This window comes from Bacteroides neonati (assembly GCF_000499785.1).
GTDB lineage: Bacteria > Bacteroidota > Bacteroidia > Bacteroidales > Bacteroidaceae > Bacteroides > Bacteroides neonati.
Window position 1 is genome coordinate 21,351 of record NZ_HG726028.1, and the last position, 15,560, is coordinate 36,910.

Sequence of the window (15,560 nt, forward strand, 5' to 3'; positions counted from 1 at the left end):
TTCTTTTAAAAGAAGTATCACCTTTATAATGTATAAGATGCAATGAAAAAAGTATTCATCCTGACATTTCTATTAAGCACTACAATTTTACTACGGGCACAAAGCACACTCAGCTTAGATAGTTGCCGTGCGTTGGCTATTGCCAACAACAAAGAGCTATTGATTGGCCAAGAGAAAATCAATGCAGCTCACTATCAGCGAAAGGCAGCTTTCACCAATTATTTGCCCAACCTATCGGGCACGGGAGCTTATATGCGCAATCAGAAAGAGTTTTCATTGCTAAATGATGCTCAAAAGGGAGCTTTATCGGGACTCGGAACAAGCCTTAGCGGACCACTGCAACAAGCCTCGCAGGTGATCGGGCAGCTACATCCCGAATTAGCTCCTCTTCTCTCACAACTGGGTAGTACGATGGTACCTGCACTGAACGAAGCAGGAAACTCCATTGTCGATGCCTTCCGAACCGATACGCGTAATGTATATGCAGGAGCGCTGACACTGACACAGCCTTTGTATATGGGAGGCAAAATCAGGGCATACAATAAGATTACGCAATATGCCGAAGAATTGGCTCGCGAACAGCACAACTCGGGTATGCAGGAAGTCATATTAAGTACAGATCAGACCTATTGGCAAGTCGTTTCGCTCACTAGCAAAAAACGCCTTGCCGAAGGATATTTAAAGCTATTGCAAAAGCTTGACAGCGATGTGGAAAAGATGATTAACGAAGGAGTGGCTACCAAGGCCGACGGATTGTCGGTACGCGTAAAGGTAAATGAGGCCGAAATGACCCTGACCAAAGTAGAAGACGGATTGAGCCTGTCAAAGATGTTGCTTTGTCAACTATGTGGCATTGACTTAAGCACACCGATCACTCTGGCCGATGAGAAATTGGAAAACATTCCGACTCTTGTCGTCACCCCCAGTTTCGATATGGCCGAAGCTTATGCCAATCGCCCCGAGATTCGCAGCTTGGAGTTAGCCACAAAAATCTATCATCAAAAGGTTAACGTAGTACGTGCGGAGCACCTACCCTCGCTAGCATTGATGGGCAACTATATGGTAACGAACCCGTCGGTATTCAACGGTTTCGAGAACAAGTTCAAAGGTATGTGGAATGTAGGTGTCATGCTGCAACTCCCCATCTTTCATTGGGGCGAAGGAACATATAAAGTAAAAGCCGCCAAGGCAGAAGCACGCATTGCGCAGTATCAATTAGAAGATGCTAAAGAGAAGATAGAATTGCAAGTAAACCAATCGGCTTTCAAAGTAAACGAAGCAGCTAAAAAGCTGTCGATGGCAACGAAGAACATGGAGAAAGCCGAAGAGAATCTACGTTATGCCACACTAGGCTTTGAAGAGGGGGTGATTGCAACCAGCAACGTACTTGAGGCACAAACCGCCTGGCTATCGGCACAATCGGATAAGATTGACGCCCAAATAGACGTTAAACTAACAGAAATCTACTTGCAAAAGTCACTCGGTACTCTGAAATAACCGAAAGTTAAACTCAATCGCTAATCGTAAAATCATAGATAACAATGGTATCACAAAAATCACAAAACAGCAATATGCTGCTTGCTTTTCTTACCTTATTGGGGGTTATTGCACTCGTTGCAGTAGTAGGCTTCTTCATGCTTCGAAAAGGTCCAGAAATTATTCAGGGACAAGCCGAAGTCACTGAGTATCGCGTATCGAGCAAAGTGCCCGGACGTATTTTAGAGTTCCGGGTAAAAGAGGGTGAAAGCGTCAAAGCAGGCGATACGCTTGCCATACTCGAAGCGCCCGAAGTGATGGCAAAAATGGAACAAGCTCAAGCGGCCGAAGCTGCCGCACAAGCACAGAGCAACAAAGCCATTAAGGGAGCACGTAGCGAACAGATTCAAACGGCTTATGAGATGTGGCAAAAATCAAAAGCCGGAGTCGAGATAGCCGAGAAATCTTATAAGAGAATTAAGAATCTTTTTGAGCAAGGAGTCATGCCGGCACAGAAGTTAGACGAGATTACCGCTCAACGAGATGCTGCCATTGCTACCGAGAAGGCTGCCAAAGCGCAATATACCATGGCCAAGAACGGTGCCGAGCGTGAAGATAAGATGGCTGCTGCCGCTTTGGTAGATCGTGCCAAAGGAGCCGTTGCCGAAGTGCAATCTTATATCAAAGAAACCTACCTCATCGCACAAACAGCCGGAGAGGTTTCGGAAATATTTCCTAAAGTAGGCGAACTGGTAGGAACCGGCGCACCCATCATGAACATCGCAGTGATGAACGATATGTGGGTTACATTTAACGTACGCGAAGACCTACTCAAAAACCTGACCATGGGTAGCGAGTTTGAAGCCATCGTACCGGCACTCGACAATAAGACCATACGTCTGAAAGTGAACTATATGAAAGACCTTGGCACTTATGCCGCTTGGAAAGCAACCAAAACAACCGGCCAGTTCGATCTGAAAACATTTGAAGTAAGAGCGCTACCGCTCGAGAAGGTAGTAGGTTTACGCCCCGGAATGTCGGTGATTATTAAAAAGTGATGAAAAAAAGAGAAAAGAAATATGTAGCTCTGTGGATGGTTATGAAGCGCGAATGTCGTCGTCTCGTATCTCGTCCGCTGTACCTTTTTTGCATGGTGGTTGCCCCCTTGTTCTGTTACGTGTTCTTCACAACACTGATGAGCTCGGGACTGCCTACCAACCTTCCCGTAGGTGCAGTCGACTTAGACAACAGTGCCACTTCACGCAGCATCATCCGCAACCTGGATGCTTTCGGTCAAACAGCCGTAGTAGCACACTACGAGAATGTGACCGAAGCACGCATTGCCATGCAGCAAGGAAAAATCTACGGGTTCTTCTATATTCCCAAAGGACTATCGGCCGATGCGCAAAGCCAACGTCAGCCGAAGTTATCATTTTACACCAACAACTCCTACCTCATAGCCGGTTCATTGCTGTTTAAGGACATGAAGATGATGGGCGAATTGGCCGCAGGTGCTGCCGCCCGCTCGGTGCTCTATGCAAAAGGAGCAACCGAAGATCAAGCAATGGCCTATTTGCAGCCCATTGTTATCGATACACATCCGCTGCAAAACCCATGGCTCAATTATTCGGTATACCTATGCAACACATTGGTACCGGGTGTGTTGATGTTGTTGATCTTTATGGTAACAGTCTATTCCATTGGTGTAGAAATCAAAAACCGCACAGCGCGCGAATGGTTGCGTATGAGCAATAATTCTATTTACATAGCCTTGGCAGGTAAGTTACTACCACACACCGTGGTGTTCTTTATTATGGGCATCTTTTACAATGTATACCTGTATGGCTTTCTGCATTTCCCGTGCAATAGCGGTATCTTTCCGATGATATTGGCCACCCTCTGCCTCGTATTGGCATCACAATGTTGTGGTATTGTCATGATAGGAACATTACCTACGTTGCGTCTGGGCCTCAGCTTTGCCTCCTTGTGGGGCGTCTTGTCGTTCTCCGTTTCGGGTTTCTCCTTTCCGGTGATGGCAATGAACCCGGTGTTGCAAGGACTCAGTGTTCTCTTTCCGTTGCGCCACTACTTCCTTATCTATGTAGATCAGGCACTCAACGGATACAGTATGATCTATTCATGGCCTAACTATATGGCTTTACTCATCTTTATGATGCTTCCTTTCTTCGTGGTTAATCGCTTAAAGGAAACATTGATATACTATAAATACGTACCCTGATGAAAGATAAATCATTCAAAAATAACATAGCACAAGGCATTGGCGACTTGTTTTACATCTGGAAACGGGAGTTTCGTACCACCTTTCGCGACCAAGGTGTATTGATATTCTTCGTTCTGGTGCCCTTGGTATATCCGTTGATTTACGGCTTCATCTATACCAACGAAGTAGTGCGCGAAGTTCCCGCTGTAGTAGTTGATAACTCCCGTTCCTCACTCAGCCGAGAGTATCTACGCAAAGTAGATGCCACTCCGGACATTCAGGTTGTAGCCTATTGCAACGATATGGAAGAGGCGAAACTAATGCTCAGAGACCGTTTGGCCTATGGCATTATTTATATCCCTTCCGATTTTAGCAGCAATATTGCCCGTGGCAAGCAGGCACAAGTAAGTCTTTACTGCGATATGAGCGGACTACTCTATTATAAGAGTATGTTATTGGCCAATACAGCCGTATCGCTCGACATGAATCAAAACATAAAGATTGAGCGGGCAGGCAATACCACCAACCGGCAAGACGAGATCACCGCCTATCCTATCGAATACGAAGACGTGGCTATGTTTAACCCGACGAATGGCTTTGCTGCCTTTTTAATTCCAGCCGTATTAATCTTATTAATACAGCAAACACTTTTATTAGGTATCGGGCTCTCGGCAGGAACAGCGCGGGAAAATAATCGCTTCAAAGACCTCGTGCCCATTAACCGCCACTATAGCGGAACATTGCGAATTGTTTTCGGTAAAGGATTGAGCTATTTTATGGTATATGCTCTGGTAGCGGTTTATGTACTCTGCGTCGTACCTCGTATATTCAGCCTCAACCAGATCGGACAACCCAGCACATTGGCCTTGTTCATGCTCCCTTATCTGGCTGCTTGCATTTTCTTTGCGATGACTGCCTCGATTGCCATCCGCAATCGCGAAACTTGCATGTTGATTTTTGTATTTACATCGGTGCCACTACTCTTCATTTCCGGTATATCCTGGCCGGGGGCAGCTATTCCCGCATTTTGGAAGTATTTTTCTTACATTTTCCCTTCCACATTCGGCATCAATGGATTTGTGCGTATCAACAATATGGGAGCTACACTGAGCGAAGTATCAACCGAGTATCATGCTCTTTGGTTACAAGCCGGCTTCTATTTTCTCACAACCTGTTTTGTCTATCGCTGGCAGATAATAATGAGTCGTAAACATGTAATTGAAAGATACAAAGAGAGGAAGGAACAAAACAAATAATTTTCTTAGCACCATGAGCTTTATCACGGTGCTAAGAAGGGCAAGGCTAGCAAACAGTCTTACTGTTTATTGATTCTTTTCCTTTTTCTCTTTCAAGAAAGAAGAGAGAGATTGAATGACAGTGCTGTACTTCGGCTCTTCGGCTCTATTTATATCCTCTTGCTTATCGAGTCGATGATCGAAAAGCATTCGATTTCCGCTACCGTCGGCTTTGTTCCATTCGGCATAGTTAAATCGTTTACTCACGGCATTATCCCCACCGTTCCATTGAATATACACAGGAGTTTTCCACTCTTTCCTCAGATTATTAAGCACAGGAACAATACTAGTTCCATCCAACTGTTTTTCGGGTATGGGCAATTCGCAAAGCTCGCATAAGGTAGGATATAGATCTACAAACTCGACCATAGCAATATACTTTTTTATCAATTAAAAAAAATAGACTATTCGATAAACTCCATTTCAAACAGAATACATCGAAAGGAGATAGTGTTTGAGTTTGATTTCAATAATCAGGGTCATTTCACAAAAACGCTCAGGAAACATAATGATATCTATTACATGACCAATGGAAACCACAATCCAAAAGATACAGATGCGGTATATTTACATATTAAAACAATCAAAAAGCAAAAACGAAAGCAATAAAAGCCCATTTCAATAACATAACAGACTGATATACTTACACTTAAAGAAGTACGTACTTTTTACATCGAAGAGTACGTTATTAACGCACTGTTAAATAGTATATTAACGATACGTTAAGTACGTACTTTCACTGCATGGGATATACTAATAATTTTAATAGAGATAAATATATTGAACATCACTACTCCTATACCTACCACATCCGTATTAGATTAAATCAGTATTTAAAAATACTATTTTGGTATTTACATTATTTAACCACCTGTTTATCGATTTACTACGAAACTTTCGTAGATTTGTCGTGTAATCAAAATTAAACAATAAATATATGGAAAAGCTAACAATACAAGAAGAAGAAGTAATGATTTACATCTGGGAGCTGAATAGTTGTTTTGTTAAAGACATTGTGGCCAAATTTCAACCACCTGCACCTCCTTATACAACTGTTGCATCGATCGTAAAAAACCTCGAGCGAAAAAAATACCTAACTACTCGTCGCGTTGGAAACACCTACAAATATAGCCCCGCCATCAAAGAAAGCGAATACAAACGTACTTTTATGAGCGGAGTGGTACGCAACTATTTTGCCGACTCGTATAAAGAAATGGTTTCTTTCTTTGCGCGCGATCAAAAGATATCGGCCACGGAGCTCAAAGAGATTATCGACATGATTGAGAAAGGAAAAGAAGAATAGTCACTAAACATTGTATATTATGAATCCAGAATGGGTCTATTTCCTTAAAGTGAACGCAGGAATTGCTTTATTTTACGCCTTCTACAGATTGTTCTTTTATAGAGATACCTTCTTTACTTGGCGCCGAACTGCTTTGTTTGGCTTTTTCATCCTATCATTCCTTTATCCATTACTAAATCTGCAAGATTGGATTAAGAACCAGGAACCCATAGTGGCTATGGTCGATTTATATGCTAGCGCCGCCTGGCCCGAATATACCCCTACTGTCACCGCTTCCGAGGTAATCGATTGGGAAGAGGTGGTCATCAATTCCTTGGGCTATCTATACATAAGTGGCATTCTTCTCCTTTGCATCCGGTTCCTGCTCCAGTTGAGTAGTATAATCCGTTTGCGAGTTCAAAGCCGCCGTAGTATGATAAACGACATCTTCATCTATGAACTTCCTCACGCATCTAGTCCTTTTTCTTTTTTTCACTGGATATTCGTACACCCAACCTCGCATACAGAGGAAGAACTCGACGAAATCCTCATCCACGAACTTACTCATGCACGGCAATATCACTCCATCGATGTTATTTTGAGTGAGTTAATCTGTATCGCATGCTGGTTTAACCCTTTTGCTTGGCTCATGAAGCGCGAAGTTCGAAACAATTTGGAATATTTAGCCGACCATCGGGTGATACAAACCGGACGCGATTATCAATCATACCAGTTCCATCTTCTAGGGCTGGCACATCAAAAGGCTGCAGCAAATTTATCAAATAGTTTCAATGTTTTACCTTTAAAAAACCGAATTAAAATGATGAACAAGAAAAGAACAAAGGAAATTGGAAGAACCAAATACCTATTATTTATCCCCCTGGCCACCTTACTGATGATTTTCAGTAATATAGAAACAGTGGCACGAACTACGAAAAGCATTGCCAAAGAAGTGATACTAAACGTAGAGAACAAGATTAATGAAGAAGCTGTAGAAAAAATGAATTCAACAACTTTGACAACCGAAACATCCGAAATGACTCCGCCTCAAGACAAAAAGAAGGTGTCAAAAGACACCAAAGCGAAGGAAGAGACCAAGGAGGATGATGAGAAAGTTCATGGAATGGCCGAAAAAATGCCCGACTTCCCAGGAGGCATGGAAGCTTTGATGACTTACATCAACAAAACCATAAAGTATCCCGAAAAAGCGATGAAAGAGAATATAAGCGGGCGTGTCATCGTTCAATTTATAGTACGGAAAGATGGAACAGTTACCAATCCTCGCGTAGTGAAAGGAGTTGATCCGGAACTCGATGCAGAAGCCATGCGCATTGTATCGATTATGCCTAAATGGATACCCGGGGAAGTGAACGGAAAACCTGCATCGGTTAAATACACTGTTCCGGTGATGTTTAAACCATTCGGCGGCAAGGGTACAGCTGCGAAAGAGGTTAAAGAGAGTAAGCTTCCGGAAGTAACAGTAGTTTCTTATGCTGCCGATGAAAAGCCAACCAATGAGGGAACCGTATTTGAGGTAGTAGAAGAAATGCCCCAATATCCTGGCGGAATAAATGCTTTGATGGCGTATTTGGGGAAGAGTATCAAATACCCGGTTGAAGCTCAAAAAAGCAATATACAAGGTCGCGTTATCGTATCAATGATTGTGGACGAAACCGGAAAAGTAACGCATCCTCATATCGTGAATAGTGTATCACCATCATTAGATGCAGAAGCTATCAGGGTAGTGAGTCGAATGCCTCAATGGGTACCCGGCAAACAAAGAGGAGAGACGGTAAGGGTTCGGTATTCACTGCCCATTGCCTTCAGACTACAAAAGCCAGAAGCCGTACCGACTGAAGCGAAAAAGTAACACTGTTTATACAGTCTTCATTAAGACTTTCATTCATTGAAACAACGACCCAGGTTATGCAATGAATGAAAGTTTTATGTTTAGTGAGCAAGAAAAAAAGAAATTGTGTCGATACAGACAATCTAAGAACGGAGTTAGTCTACAAACTCTTTTATTTATAGAATATTAATCGCTAGTTAAAATTCTTTTTTTACATTTGTTGTAACCTATTAATCAGCAAAAACAGAAAGAAGATGATCAACAAGAAAAAAATGAAGCAAGTAAGAAGAATCAAATATCTATTATTTATTTCATTGCCCACCGTGTTGATGATTTGCAGCCAAACAGAAACAGTGGCACGGAATACGAAAAGTAATAGCAGAGTAGTTTTACAAAATGTAGAGAACAAGACTTATGAAGAAGCTAGAACCATGCCTACTCCACTTGCTTTGACAAAAGTAATAGTCGAAAAATCACCACCACAAGACAAGAAGAAGGCACCAAAAGATACGATTTCAAACAATGAAGCGACAAGTGCTGATGACATCGTGTATGAAGTGGCAGAACCAATGCCCAGCTTCCCCGATGGCATGCAGGCTCTAATGACTTATCTTCGCAGAAAAATTATCCTTCGTGAAGAAGTGATATGCCATGATATCGGACGTGTCATTGTTCAATTTATAGTTCAGAAAGATGGAACAATTGCCCATCCGCGAATCACGAAAAGCCTTGATCCATGGTTGGATGCAGAAGCTCTACGCATTATATCTACAATGCCTAAATGGACACCGGGAAAAATCAACGGAAAACCAGTATCGGTTAAATACACCGTTCCCGTGATGTTCAGTCACTAAACAGGATAGCACTGTACACGCAGTCATCCTTCATTCGTGATAACAACTAGCCAGGCTACTCACCAAATGAAATAATTTTCGCTTAGTGAGGAGCAAGGAAGGCGATTGCACCGATACCGGTATCACAAAAATAACATAAATCGACTCAGCTATACAATTTCTTGTAACAAAAAACAAATAAGTAAAATACTTTTTCTACATTTGCCATAACCAACTAATCAGTACAAATATGAAGAAAATAACACTAATCATCAGTCTATTACTCTGTTCGATTGTCTATGCACAAACCAAAGAAAAAGTGATTGAACAACCACCCTTCGTAGCATGGAGTTCAAGCACGATAGAAATAGATAAAGTAGTACTAAGTGATACGGCAACCGTTTTGTACATCAAAGCATTTTATCGACCCAAATATTGGATCAAAGTAGCTTCGGGTAGTTTTTTAAAAGGCAATAATGGCAAGAAATATACGTTGCGTAGCGGTGTTGGCATTACTCTCGATAAAGAGTTATGGATGTCCGATTCTGGTGAAGCTACTTTCCAGTTAATCTTTCCTCCTCTTCCCCAGGGAGTTACTTCTGTTGATTTCTCTGAAGGAGACGTACCGAACTCCTATCACATCTACGGTATTCAACTCAAAAACAACAGATTACCATCTTTAGCACTTCCCCAAAATGCCATCACGCATAAAGTAGATAAAAAGACCTCCCTTCCCGACCCGGGAATGATCACTGGCACTGCCATTCTAAAGGGAAGATTATTGGATTATCGCCCGGAAATGATCAGCGGATTAAATGTAAACATATCCGAACCTATCAAAGGATTTTCGCAGGGTATGCCGGTAAAGATTAATAGCGATGGAACATTTGCACTTGAAACAACTATAATGGGAATTACCCCTGCTTCGATCTACTTATTCGGGCAGTCGCTTAAGTTTTTCTTAGCACCAGGAGAAACCAGTGAATTAATTATCAATCTGCGCGAACTTTGTCGTGAACAATCGAAACTACGTAAGAATGAGAAACCTTATGGGCAGGCTGTTTACATCAATGGCCCACTAGCCGGTGTGGCACAAGAGTTGAATATCAACACATTGCCAACCATCCTATCAAAGAGTGAAACCATGGTGAAAGAGGTGGCTAACATGGATGCTAACGCATACAAAGCCTATATCATGGGCAAACATGCCGATTTACAACAGAAAATCGAATCGCTGCCACATAGCACAGCAACCAAACAACTACTACTCATTGAAAACGACATGAATGCCGCACAAGCGCTTATACTTGTTTCGAATATGCTTACTCAAGCTAAACTCTATAAAAAGGAGATCACGAAAGAACAGGCGCAAACCTATTTTAGTAAACTACAAAAAGACCTTCCTGCCGATTACTTCAACGATTTGAAAGATTTGACAAGCATCAATACTCCAAAAGCACTGTTAAGCGATAATTATACGTATACGGTTTATACATTAAGCAGAATAAAAGATCAATTGCCAAACATGCTGGGAACAGACAAAGGTCCGTTCTTTGACGTTTCAACAGCAGCAGGTATCTACAAAAATATTCTTGATTTTAACCCGTTAAATGACCAACAGAAAGCCTTGCTCACTTCACTACCGACAAGTTATCAGTCGATTGTTGAAACAGCAAACACAGAGCTATTGAATAAGATAGAACAAAATAAAAAGAAAACCGGATACAAGATAAATGAAGTGGGCGAAGTGACAAATGAAGATCTTTTTGCCTCTATCATTTCCAAATTCAAAGAGAAGGTAATATTAGTCGATTTTTGGGCAACATGGTGTGGTCCCTGCCGTATGGCCAATAAAGCGATACTACCCTTGAAAGAAGAACTAAAAAATAAAGAGATTGTTTATCTGTACTTAACAGGCGAAACATCGCCATTAAAACTCTGGGAAAATATGATACCCGACATTCATGGCGAACACTTCCGCGTAACCGATGCACAATGGAAGTACTTAATGAGCGAATTTAAAATTAGCGGTGTTCCTACTTATATCATTGTCGATCGTAATGGGAGCATCAGTTATAAAGTCACCGGTTTCCCCGGTGTTGATACCATGAAAACAGAGTTGCTGAAAGCATTAGATAAACAGTAGAATATCATTGACAGACAAATCACCTGTGAACAAACATTCAAATTATCAATAAAGGTAACGTATTGATGTATATACAATCTGCCTAGCTCTTTAGCCCCCATATTTGGATGGGGGCACACCAAACTGTTTGATAAAGTGCTGCCTAAAAGTAGTGAGATCATTGAAACCAACCATCTCAGCAATTTCTTGAATAGTATATTTCTTCTCAATAACTAGAGAAGCAGCTTTTGTCATACGTATGCTACGGATGATTTCAATTACCGATAAAGTCGTATGTTGCTTCACTTTTCGATAGAGGGTGGTTTGGCTGAGGTTCATTAAATCGGCCAGAAGAGTGACGCTGAATGCCTCGTTTGATAGATTGGCTTCGATCAGCTGAATTACCTGAGTGATGAATTCATTTTCATCTAAAGCATCGCAGTTACTTTCGGAATACTTCTCTTGCTTTAGCATCAAGGATTTTGTGTAAATTTGTTTTAACTGTTCACGTTGATTTATTAGATTCTCTACCCGTATTTTGAGTATTTCGGGATTGAAAGGTTTCATGATGTAATCATCAGCTCCTAGTTTGGAACCTTGTAGTACATCGGCATCTTCTGCTTTGGCCGTTAACATAACGATAGGTATTTGAGCAGTGTTACGATGTAAACGAATTTGCTTGCAACACTCAAAACCATCCATCACAGGCATCATCACATCCGAAAGAATAAGGTCGGGTACTTTTTCTATGGCCAATGTTAGCCCTTCTTCCCCATTGGTCGCCTCCAAAAGGGTATATTTAGTTCGAAACAAACTGCAGATATAGGCTCTTATTTCGCTATTATCTTCGATAATCAATAGAGTATGTTTGCGTTGCATCGACCGACTTTCTTCGTAGGGGATACACTTGATGGGTAATTTAAAGGGCTCTATCTCGATAGAATCGGATAATACCGTTTCGTAAATATCTTCGATAAAGTGTTCTTTGCCCGTCGGAATATAAAGAGTAAAGATACTGCCCCGACCAGGCTCGCTGTCGACCTTAACCATACCATGATGCAAATCAATGGTATGCTTAACGATATAAAGTCCGATACCTACTTTGGTCGACATGGTAGGAGTACTTTCGCCCGTAACAAACGAATCGAAAATATGTTGCTGAAGATCTGCAGGAATACCCACTCCTGTATCGGATATGGAAAGAACAGCAGTTCTCTTTCCATCCATCTCTTTTTCAAACAAATTAATCTCTATAGCACCACCGTTCGATGTATATTTCAAGGCATTTGACAAGAGATTGTTGATGGCAGAGATTATTTTGGATCGATCTATCCATACATTGATTGGCCGGGCTGGTAACACTACTTTGAAACAAATTTCTTTGGTAGTGGCAATGGCTTCGAACGAGAAGGCAACCTGTTGGACTAGGGTGGTTAAGTCAATTTGTGTCAGTTGCAACTTAACCATACCTGCTTCTATCTTTTGCACATACAAAAGATGGTCGACCAAGGTGTGTAGCGAGCAGGCATTGTTGTAGATAGTGGTCAGGCGTTCATAGCTTCGATCTGTTTTTGACACACGGTATAGCAATTCTTGCAAAGGCGATAGAATCAGTGTTAGCGGAGTACGTAATTCGTGGGCTGCTGTGGTGAAAAATCGCTCACGCTCCAAACGAATCTGCTTTTCCTGCTCGCGTTCTTGTTTCGTTATAAGCAGTTGGCTTTCAATCTGCATCTCATGCTCCAACTGCCGTTGTTTGCGTTTGAAACGACGTACAAAATAATACAGCACCAACAAAAGCAGCACGCCCATCATGAGCTTGAATGATACTGTTTGACTCCAATGTGGACGTATAGTGATGGGCAATGTAGTGATTTTACTGCGCCGTTGCAACTCACTATCATCAGGAATCAGGCTTTTCACTTCAAACTGATAATTACCGGGAGGAATGTTGGTATAGGCTATTTTATTGCCATCGTCAGTTATGATCCATTTCTTTTGATAGGGAGACAGACGGTAAGCGTACTTGTGCGATTTCTCTAAATAAGGCAAATCACTGAATGAAAGAGCAAAATCGCGGTTGGCATAACATAGTTCCAACCGATCGACATAAGAGATGCCGGTATGCAAGATGACCTGCCCGTTTATCTCTTCGCCGATTTGAACCGGACGGTTGTTAACCTCAATATCGGTAAATAAAGGTTTACCGGCCAAAGCATAGTTAGTGCGTATATCATCTGGATTAAAGTAAGTAAGACTCTTATTATTACCCCAGAACAGTTTTCTATTATAAAAGAGAACCGAGCGGTTACTTCCCGATATATAATAAGAATAGAACAGATTTTGGTGACGGCTATAACGTGAAATGCCGGAGTTGGTACCAAGCCAAATTCGTCCGTGAGCATCTTCGGCTATACAGGCAATGAAGTTGCTGCATAAACCATTTTCTGTTGTAAAGAAAGAAGTCATTTTATTGGTAATGGGAGAAATTACGCCCAGACCATCCGTATAGCCTACATAAATCTTCCCGTCGGTCGATGCCAACAATGATCGTACGCTACGTACTTCTTGCTTACATTGAGATTCGTAATTGCCGATGACAATGCCCCGCTTCGTTCCGTTAAAGTCTACAAGACGTCTGACACCGACTGAGGTGCCGATCCATATCGAGCCATCTTTGCTTTCGGTAATGGTTCGTACGTAAGGTTCATGCTTTTCGCCGGGCAAGCGTGTAGAGACCATTTTGCACTGCTTCGTTTCACGATCAAACAGCAACACACCGTTGCTGCCGACTACCCAAAATCGTTCGCGGCTATCAACAAAGACGCCCCAAACCTCACCATTTATCCGTTGTCCGTTAATAGATAGTAACGGATAGACTTGAAAACGTTTTGAGAACGGGTCATAATAAGTCAGTGTACCATCAGCATTGCCAAACCACAAATAGCCGTTACGATCCTTCACCACGGCAAGCACTGTCTTCTTCGCCTCAATAACGGGGTCGCTGACTACAGAAAATTTCATTGGCTTTCGCAAAGAGTCTATCGGCTCTTCGCTCCGCATAATACCTTTATGAAAGGTGGCAAGCCAGATAAAGCCATCTTTATCGGCCGTCATTCCACAAATCTCATTGTGCCGATTTTGATGATAGTGGTGATAAAACTGTTTGCGAAAATCAGAGATAACGACTCCACCGCCCTCTGTGCCAATCCATAAAATTCCTTGCGGATCGTAATATGCTGCAATCATACGGGTTTCGATGTTGCGGTAAAGCTGAGAAAAAGTATTGGAGTATATGGTGGTGGTAAAGTAGGGTGATTCATTCTTCTCAAAATCCAATACGGTATACCCGTTCCAGGTAGCAGCCAAATTACGATGACTGTCTAGCGATATGAAGGAGTAAACATCGCTATGCGACAGATTGGTACTACTTCCGCGTTCGCTGTACGTGAATTGATCCAACCGTTTTGACACCGGTTGATAACGAATCAATCCTTGTGCTATAGTAGAGATCCAGAGGCAACCGTGGTCTTCGCATATCTCTCTTACAGAAGTGGCAGATCCGCTGATAGGGTCTTTCAATAGTGTTTTATAATGCCCGGTAGCTATGTCAAACTGAACCAATCGTCCGTAATGAGTGGTTAGCCACAGGCTTTTCCCATCTTTCGAATGACAAAAAGCAGCTATGGGGCTGTTGACCGGAAAAAGATGCGAAAAGGTTTGTTGAAGAGTCAATGCTATTTTAACAATATGGTTGTCATTGTTGCGCACATAATGGTATTTCCATAGTTGTAAGTTATTGTCGGAGATGCTCCAAAGCAAAGAATCGTTTTGGGATAAAATACGAAAAACATTTATCGGTTCACGGTTAGCCGCATTGATGGATTGTATAAAGCACTCCTGCGCTCTATCAAAACCATACAAGCCGGCATCGGCCTGTACCCATAGCATACCATCGGCGGTTTCCAGTACCCTTCTAATACGTTGCTGATCGGATGGCAATTTAAAGTTTCTGATGCGTGTTCCGTCATAACGACTCAATCCGTTATTCGTAGCAAACCACATAAAACCATCTTTATCTTTATGGATGGCATGAATGGTATTATCAGCCAACCCATTTTGCATAGTCAATACTTGAAAATCCTTTTCCATCGAAGCGTATCCGGAAAAGTAATGCAGAAATAATAGTATGATTAGTAGATAGCCGCGTTTTTTCATCCACATAAGATTAGAAGGGTTTGGAGATACAAAAATAAATATAATAATGAAAGAATACATACACTTTTACTGAAAACTTTTTCGACATTCAAGTAAATACCATTCAGAAGCTATTGAAAGAACGATAAAACATTCTTTTGCATAAAACGCCAACGGTTAATGCACAAAACACCAACGCCAAAACATACCAACAAAATATATTTTTGCACCATAGTATTGAAACGATGAAAACCAATTATTAACTTTAAAAAAAGTAACTCA

At 41.7% G+C, this 15,560-nt stretch carries 10 protein-coding genes; 8 read left to right on the forward strand and 2 right to left on the reverse strand.

Annotated features, from left to right (window positions below):
- Positions 1-42 precede the first annotated feature (42 nt).
- From TY03_RS19625 to TY03_RS19640, 4 genes are read left to right on the forward strand one after another with little or no spacing between them, the layout of a single operon-like run.
- Positions 43-1,497 (forward strand): TolC family protein, encoded by a 1,455-nt coding sequence (locus TY03_RS19625; RefSeq protein WP_042373119.1) that lies wholly within the window; start codon positions 43-45, stop codon positions 1,495-1,497.
- A gap of 44 nt (positions 1,498-1,541) precedes the next feature.
- A complete protein-coding gene (locus tag TY03_RS19630; protein ID WP_042373122.1) occupies positions 1,542-2,534 on the forward strand; it encodes an HlyD family secretion protein in 993 nt (330 codons plus the stop codon).
- Positions 2,534-3,715, forward strand: coding sequence for an ABC transporter permease (locus TY03_RS19635; RefSeq protein ID WP_042373124.1), 1,182 nt, complete (start codon positions 2,534-2,536; stop codon positions 3,713-3,715). The genes TY03_RS19630 and TY03_RS19635 overlap by 1 nt, the downstream gene beginning before the upstream one ends.
- Positions 3,715-4,953, forward strand: a complete 1,239-nt coding sequence (locus TY03_RS19640; protein ID WP_042373126.1) for an ABC transporter permease — start codon at positions 3,715-3,717, stop codon at positions 4,951-4,953. The genes TY03_RS19635 and TY03_RS19640 overlap by 1 nt, the downstream gene beginning before the upstream one ends.
- A 66-nt stretch (positions 4,954-5,019) precedes the next feature.
- Here the strand turns inward: TY03_RS19640 and TY03_RS19645 are convergent, their stop codons facing one another.
- Positions 5,020-5,361, reverse strand: coding sequence for an alkaline phosphatase family protein (locus TY03_RS19645; RefSeq protein WP_148335733.1), 342 nt, complete (start codon positions 5,359-5,361; stop codon positions 5,020-5,022).
- A gap of 568 nt (positions 5,362-5,929) precedes the next feature.
- On the opposite strand from TY03_RS19645, the gene TY03_RS19650 reads away from it, so the two are divergent.
- From TY03_RS19650 to TY03_RS19665, 4 genes are all read left to right on the forward strand, one after another.
- Entirely contained in the window at positions 5,930-6,295 is a 366-nt protein-coding gene (locus TY03_RS19650; RefSeq protein ID WP_042373130.1) for a BlaI/MecI/CopY family transcriptional regulator, read from the forward strand.
- A gap of 19 nt (positions 6,296-6,314) precedes the next feature.
- Positions 6,315-8,144: a M56 family metallopeptidase gene (locus TY03_RS19655; RefSeq protein WP_042373132.1), complete on the forward strand. Its 1,830-nt coding sequence runs from the start codon at positions 6,315-6,317 to the stop codon at positions 8,142-8,144.
- A 233-nt stretch (positions 8,145-8,377) separates the two neighbouring features.
- Positions 8,378-8,977 carry an energy transducer TonB gene (locus tag TY03_RS19660; protein WP_052332569.1) on the forward strand — a complete coding sequence of 200 codons (600 nt, stop codon included), beginning with the start codon at positions 8,378-8,380 and terminating at the stop codon, positions 8,975-8,977.
- A 229-nt stretch (positions 8,978-9,206) separates the two neighbouring features.
- Positions 9,207-11,102 (forward strand): TlpA family protein disulfide reductase, encoded by a 1,896-nt coding sequence (locus TY03_RS19665; RefSeq protein WP_042373133.1) that lies wholly within the window; start codon positions 9,207-9,209, stop codon positions 11,100-11,102.
- Positions 11,103-11,192: 90 nt separating this feature from the next.
- On the opposite strand, the gene TY03_RS19670 is transcribed toward TY03_RS19665, so the two are convergent.
- Positions 11,193-15,299 (reverse strand): two-component regulator propeller domain-containing protein, encoded by a 4,107-nt coding sequence (locus TY03_RS19670; RefSeq protein ID WP_042373329.1) that lies wholly within the window; start codon positions 15,297-15,299, stop codon positions 11,193-11,195.
- Positions 15,300-15,560 lie beyond the last annotated feature (261 nt).

Excerpts from the sequence above, each read along its gene's own strand:
- TY03_RS19625 (WP_042373119.1), top strand. The coding sequence starts at position 43 with ATGAAAAAAGTATTCATCCTGACATTTCTATTAAGCACTACAATTTTA.
- TY03_RS19630 (WP_042373122.1), top strand. The coding sequence starts at position 1,542 with ATGGTATCACAAAAATCACAAAACAGCAATATGCTGCTTGCTTTTCTT.
- TY03_RS19635 (WP_042373124.1), top strand. The coding sequence starts at position 2,534 with ATGAAAAAAAGAGAAAAGAAATATGTAGCTCTGTGGATGGTTATGAAG.
- TY03_RS19640 (WP_042373126.1), top strand. The coding sequence starts at position 3,715 with ATGAAAGATAAATCATTCAAAAATAACATAGCACAAGGCATTGGCGAC.
- TY03_RS19645 (WP_148335733.1), bottom strand. The coding sequence starts at position 5,361 with ATGGTCGAGTTTGTAGATCTATATCCTACCTTATGCGAGCTTTGCGAA.
- TY03_RS19650 (WP_042373130.1), top strand. The coding sequence starts at position 5,930 with ATGGAAAAGCTAACAATACAAGAAGAAGAAGTAATGATTTACATCTGG.
- TY03_RS19655 (WP_042373132.1), top strand. The coding sequence starts at position 6,315 with ATGAATCCAGAATGGGTCTATTTCCTTAAAGTGAACGCAGGAATTGCT.
- TY03_RS19660 (WP_052332569.1), top strand. The coding sequence starts at position 8,378 with ATGATCAACAAGAAAAAAATGAAGCAAGTAAGAAGAATCAAATATCTA.
- TY03_RS19665 (WP_042373133.1), top strand. The coding sequence starts at position 9,207 with ATGAAGAAAATAACACTAATCATCAGTCTATTACTCTGTTCGATTGTC.
- TY03_RS19670 (WP_042373329.1), bottom strand. The coding sequence starts at position 15,299 with ATGAAAAAACGCGGCTATCTACTAATCATACTATTATTTCTGCATTAC.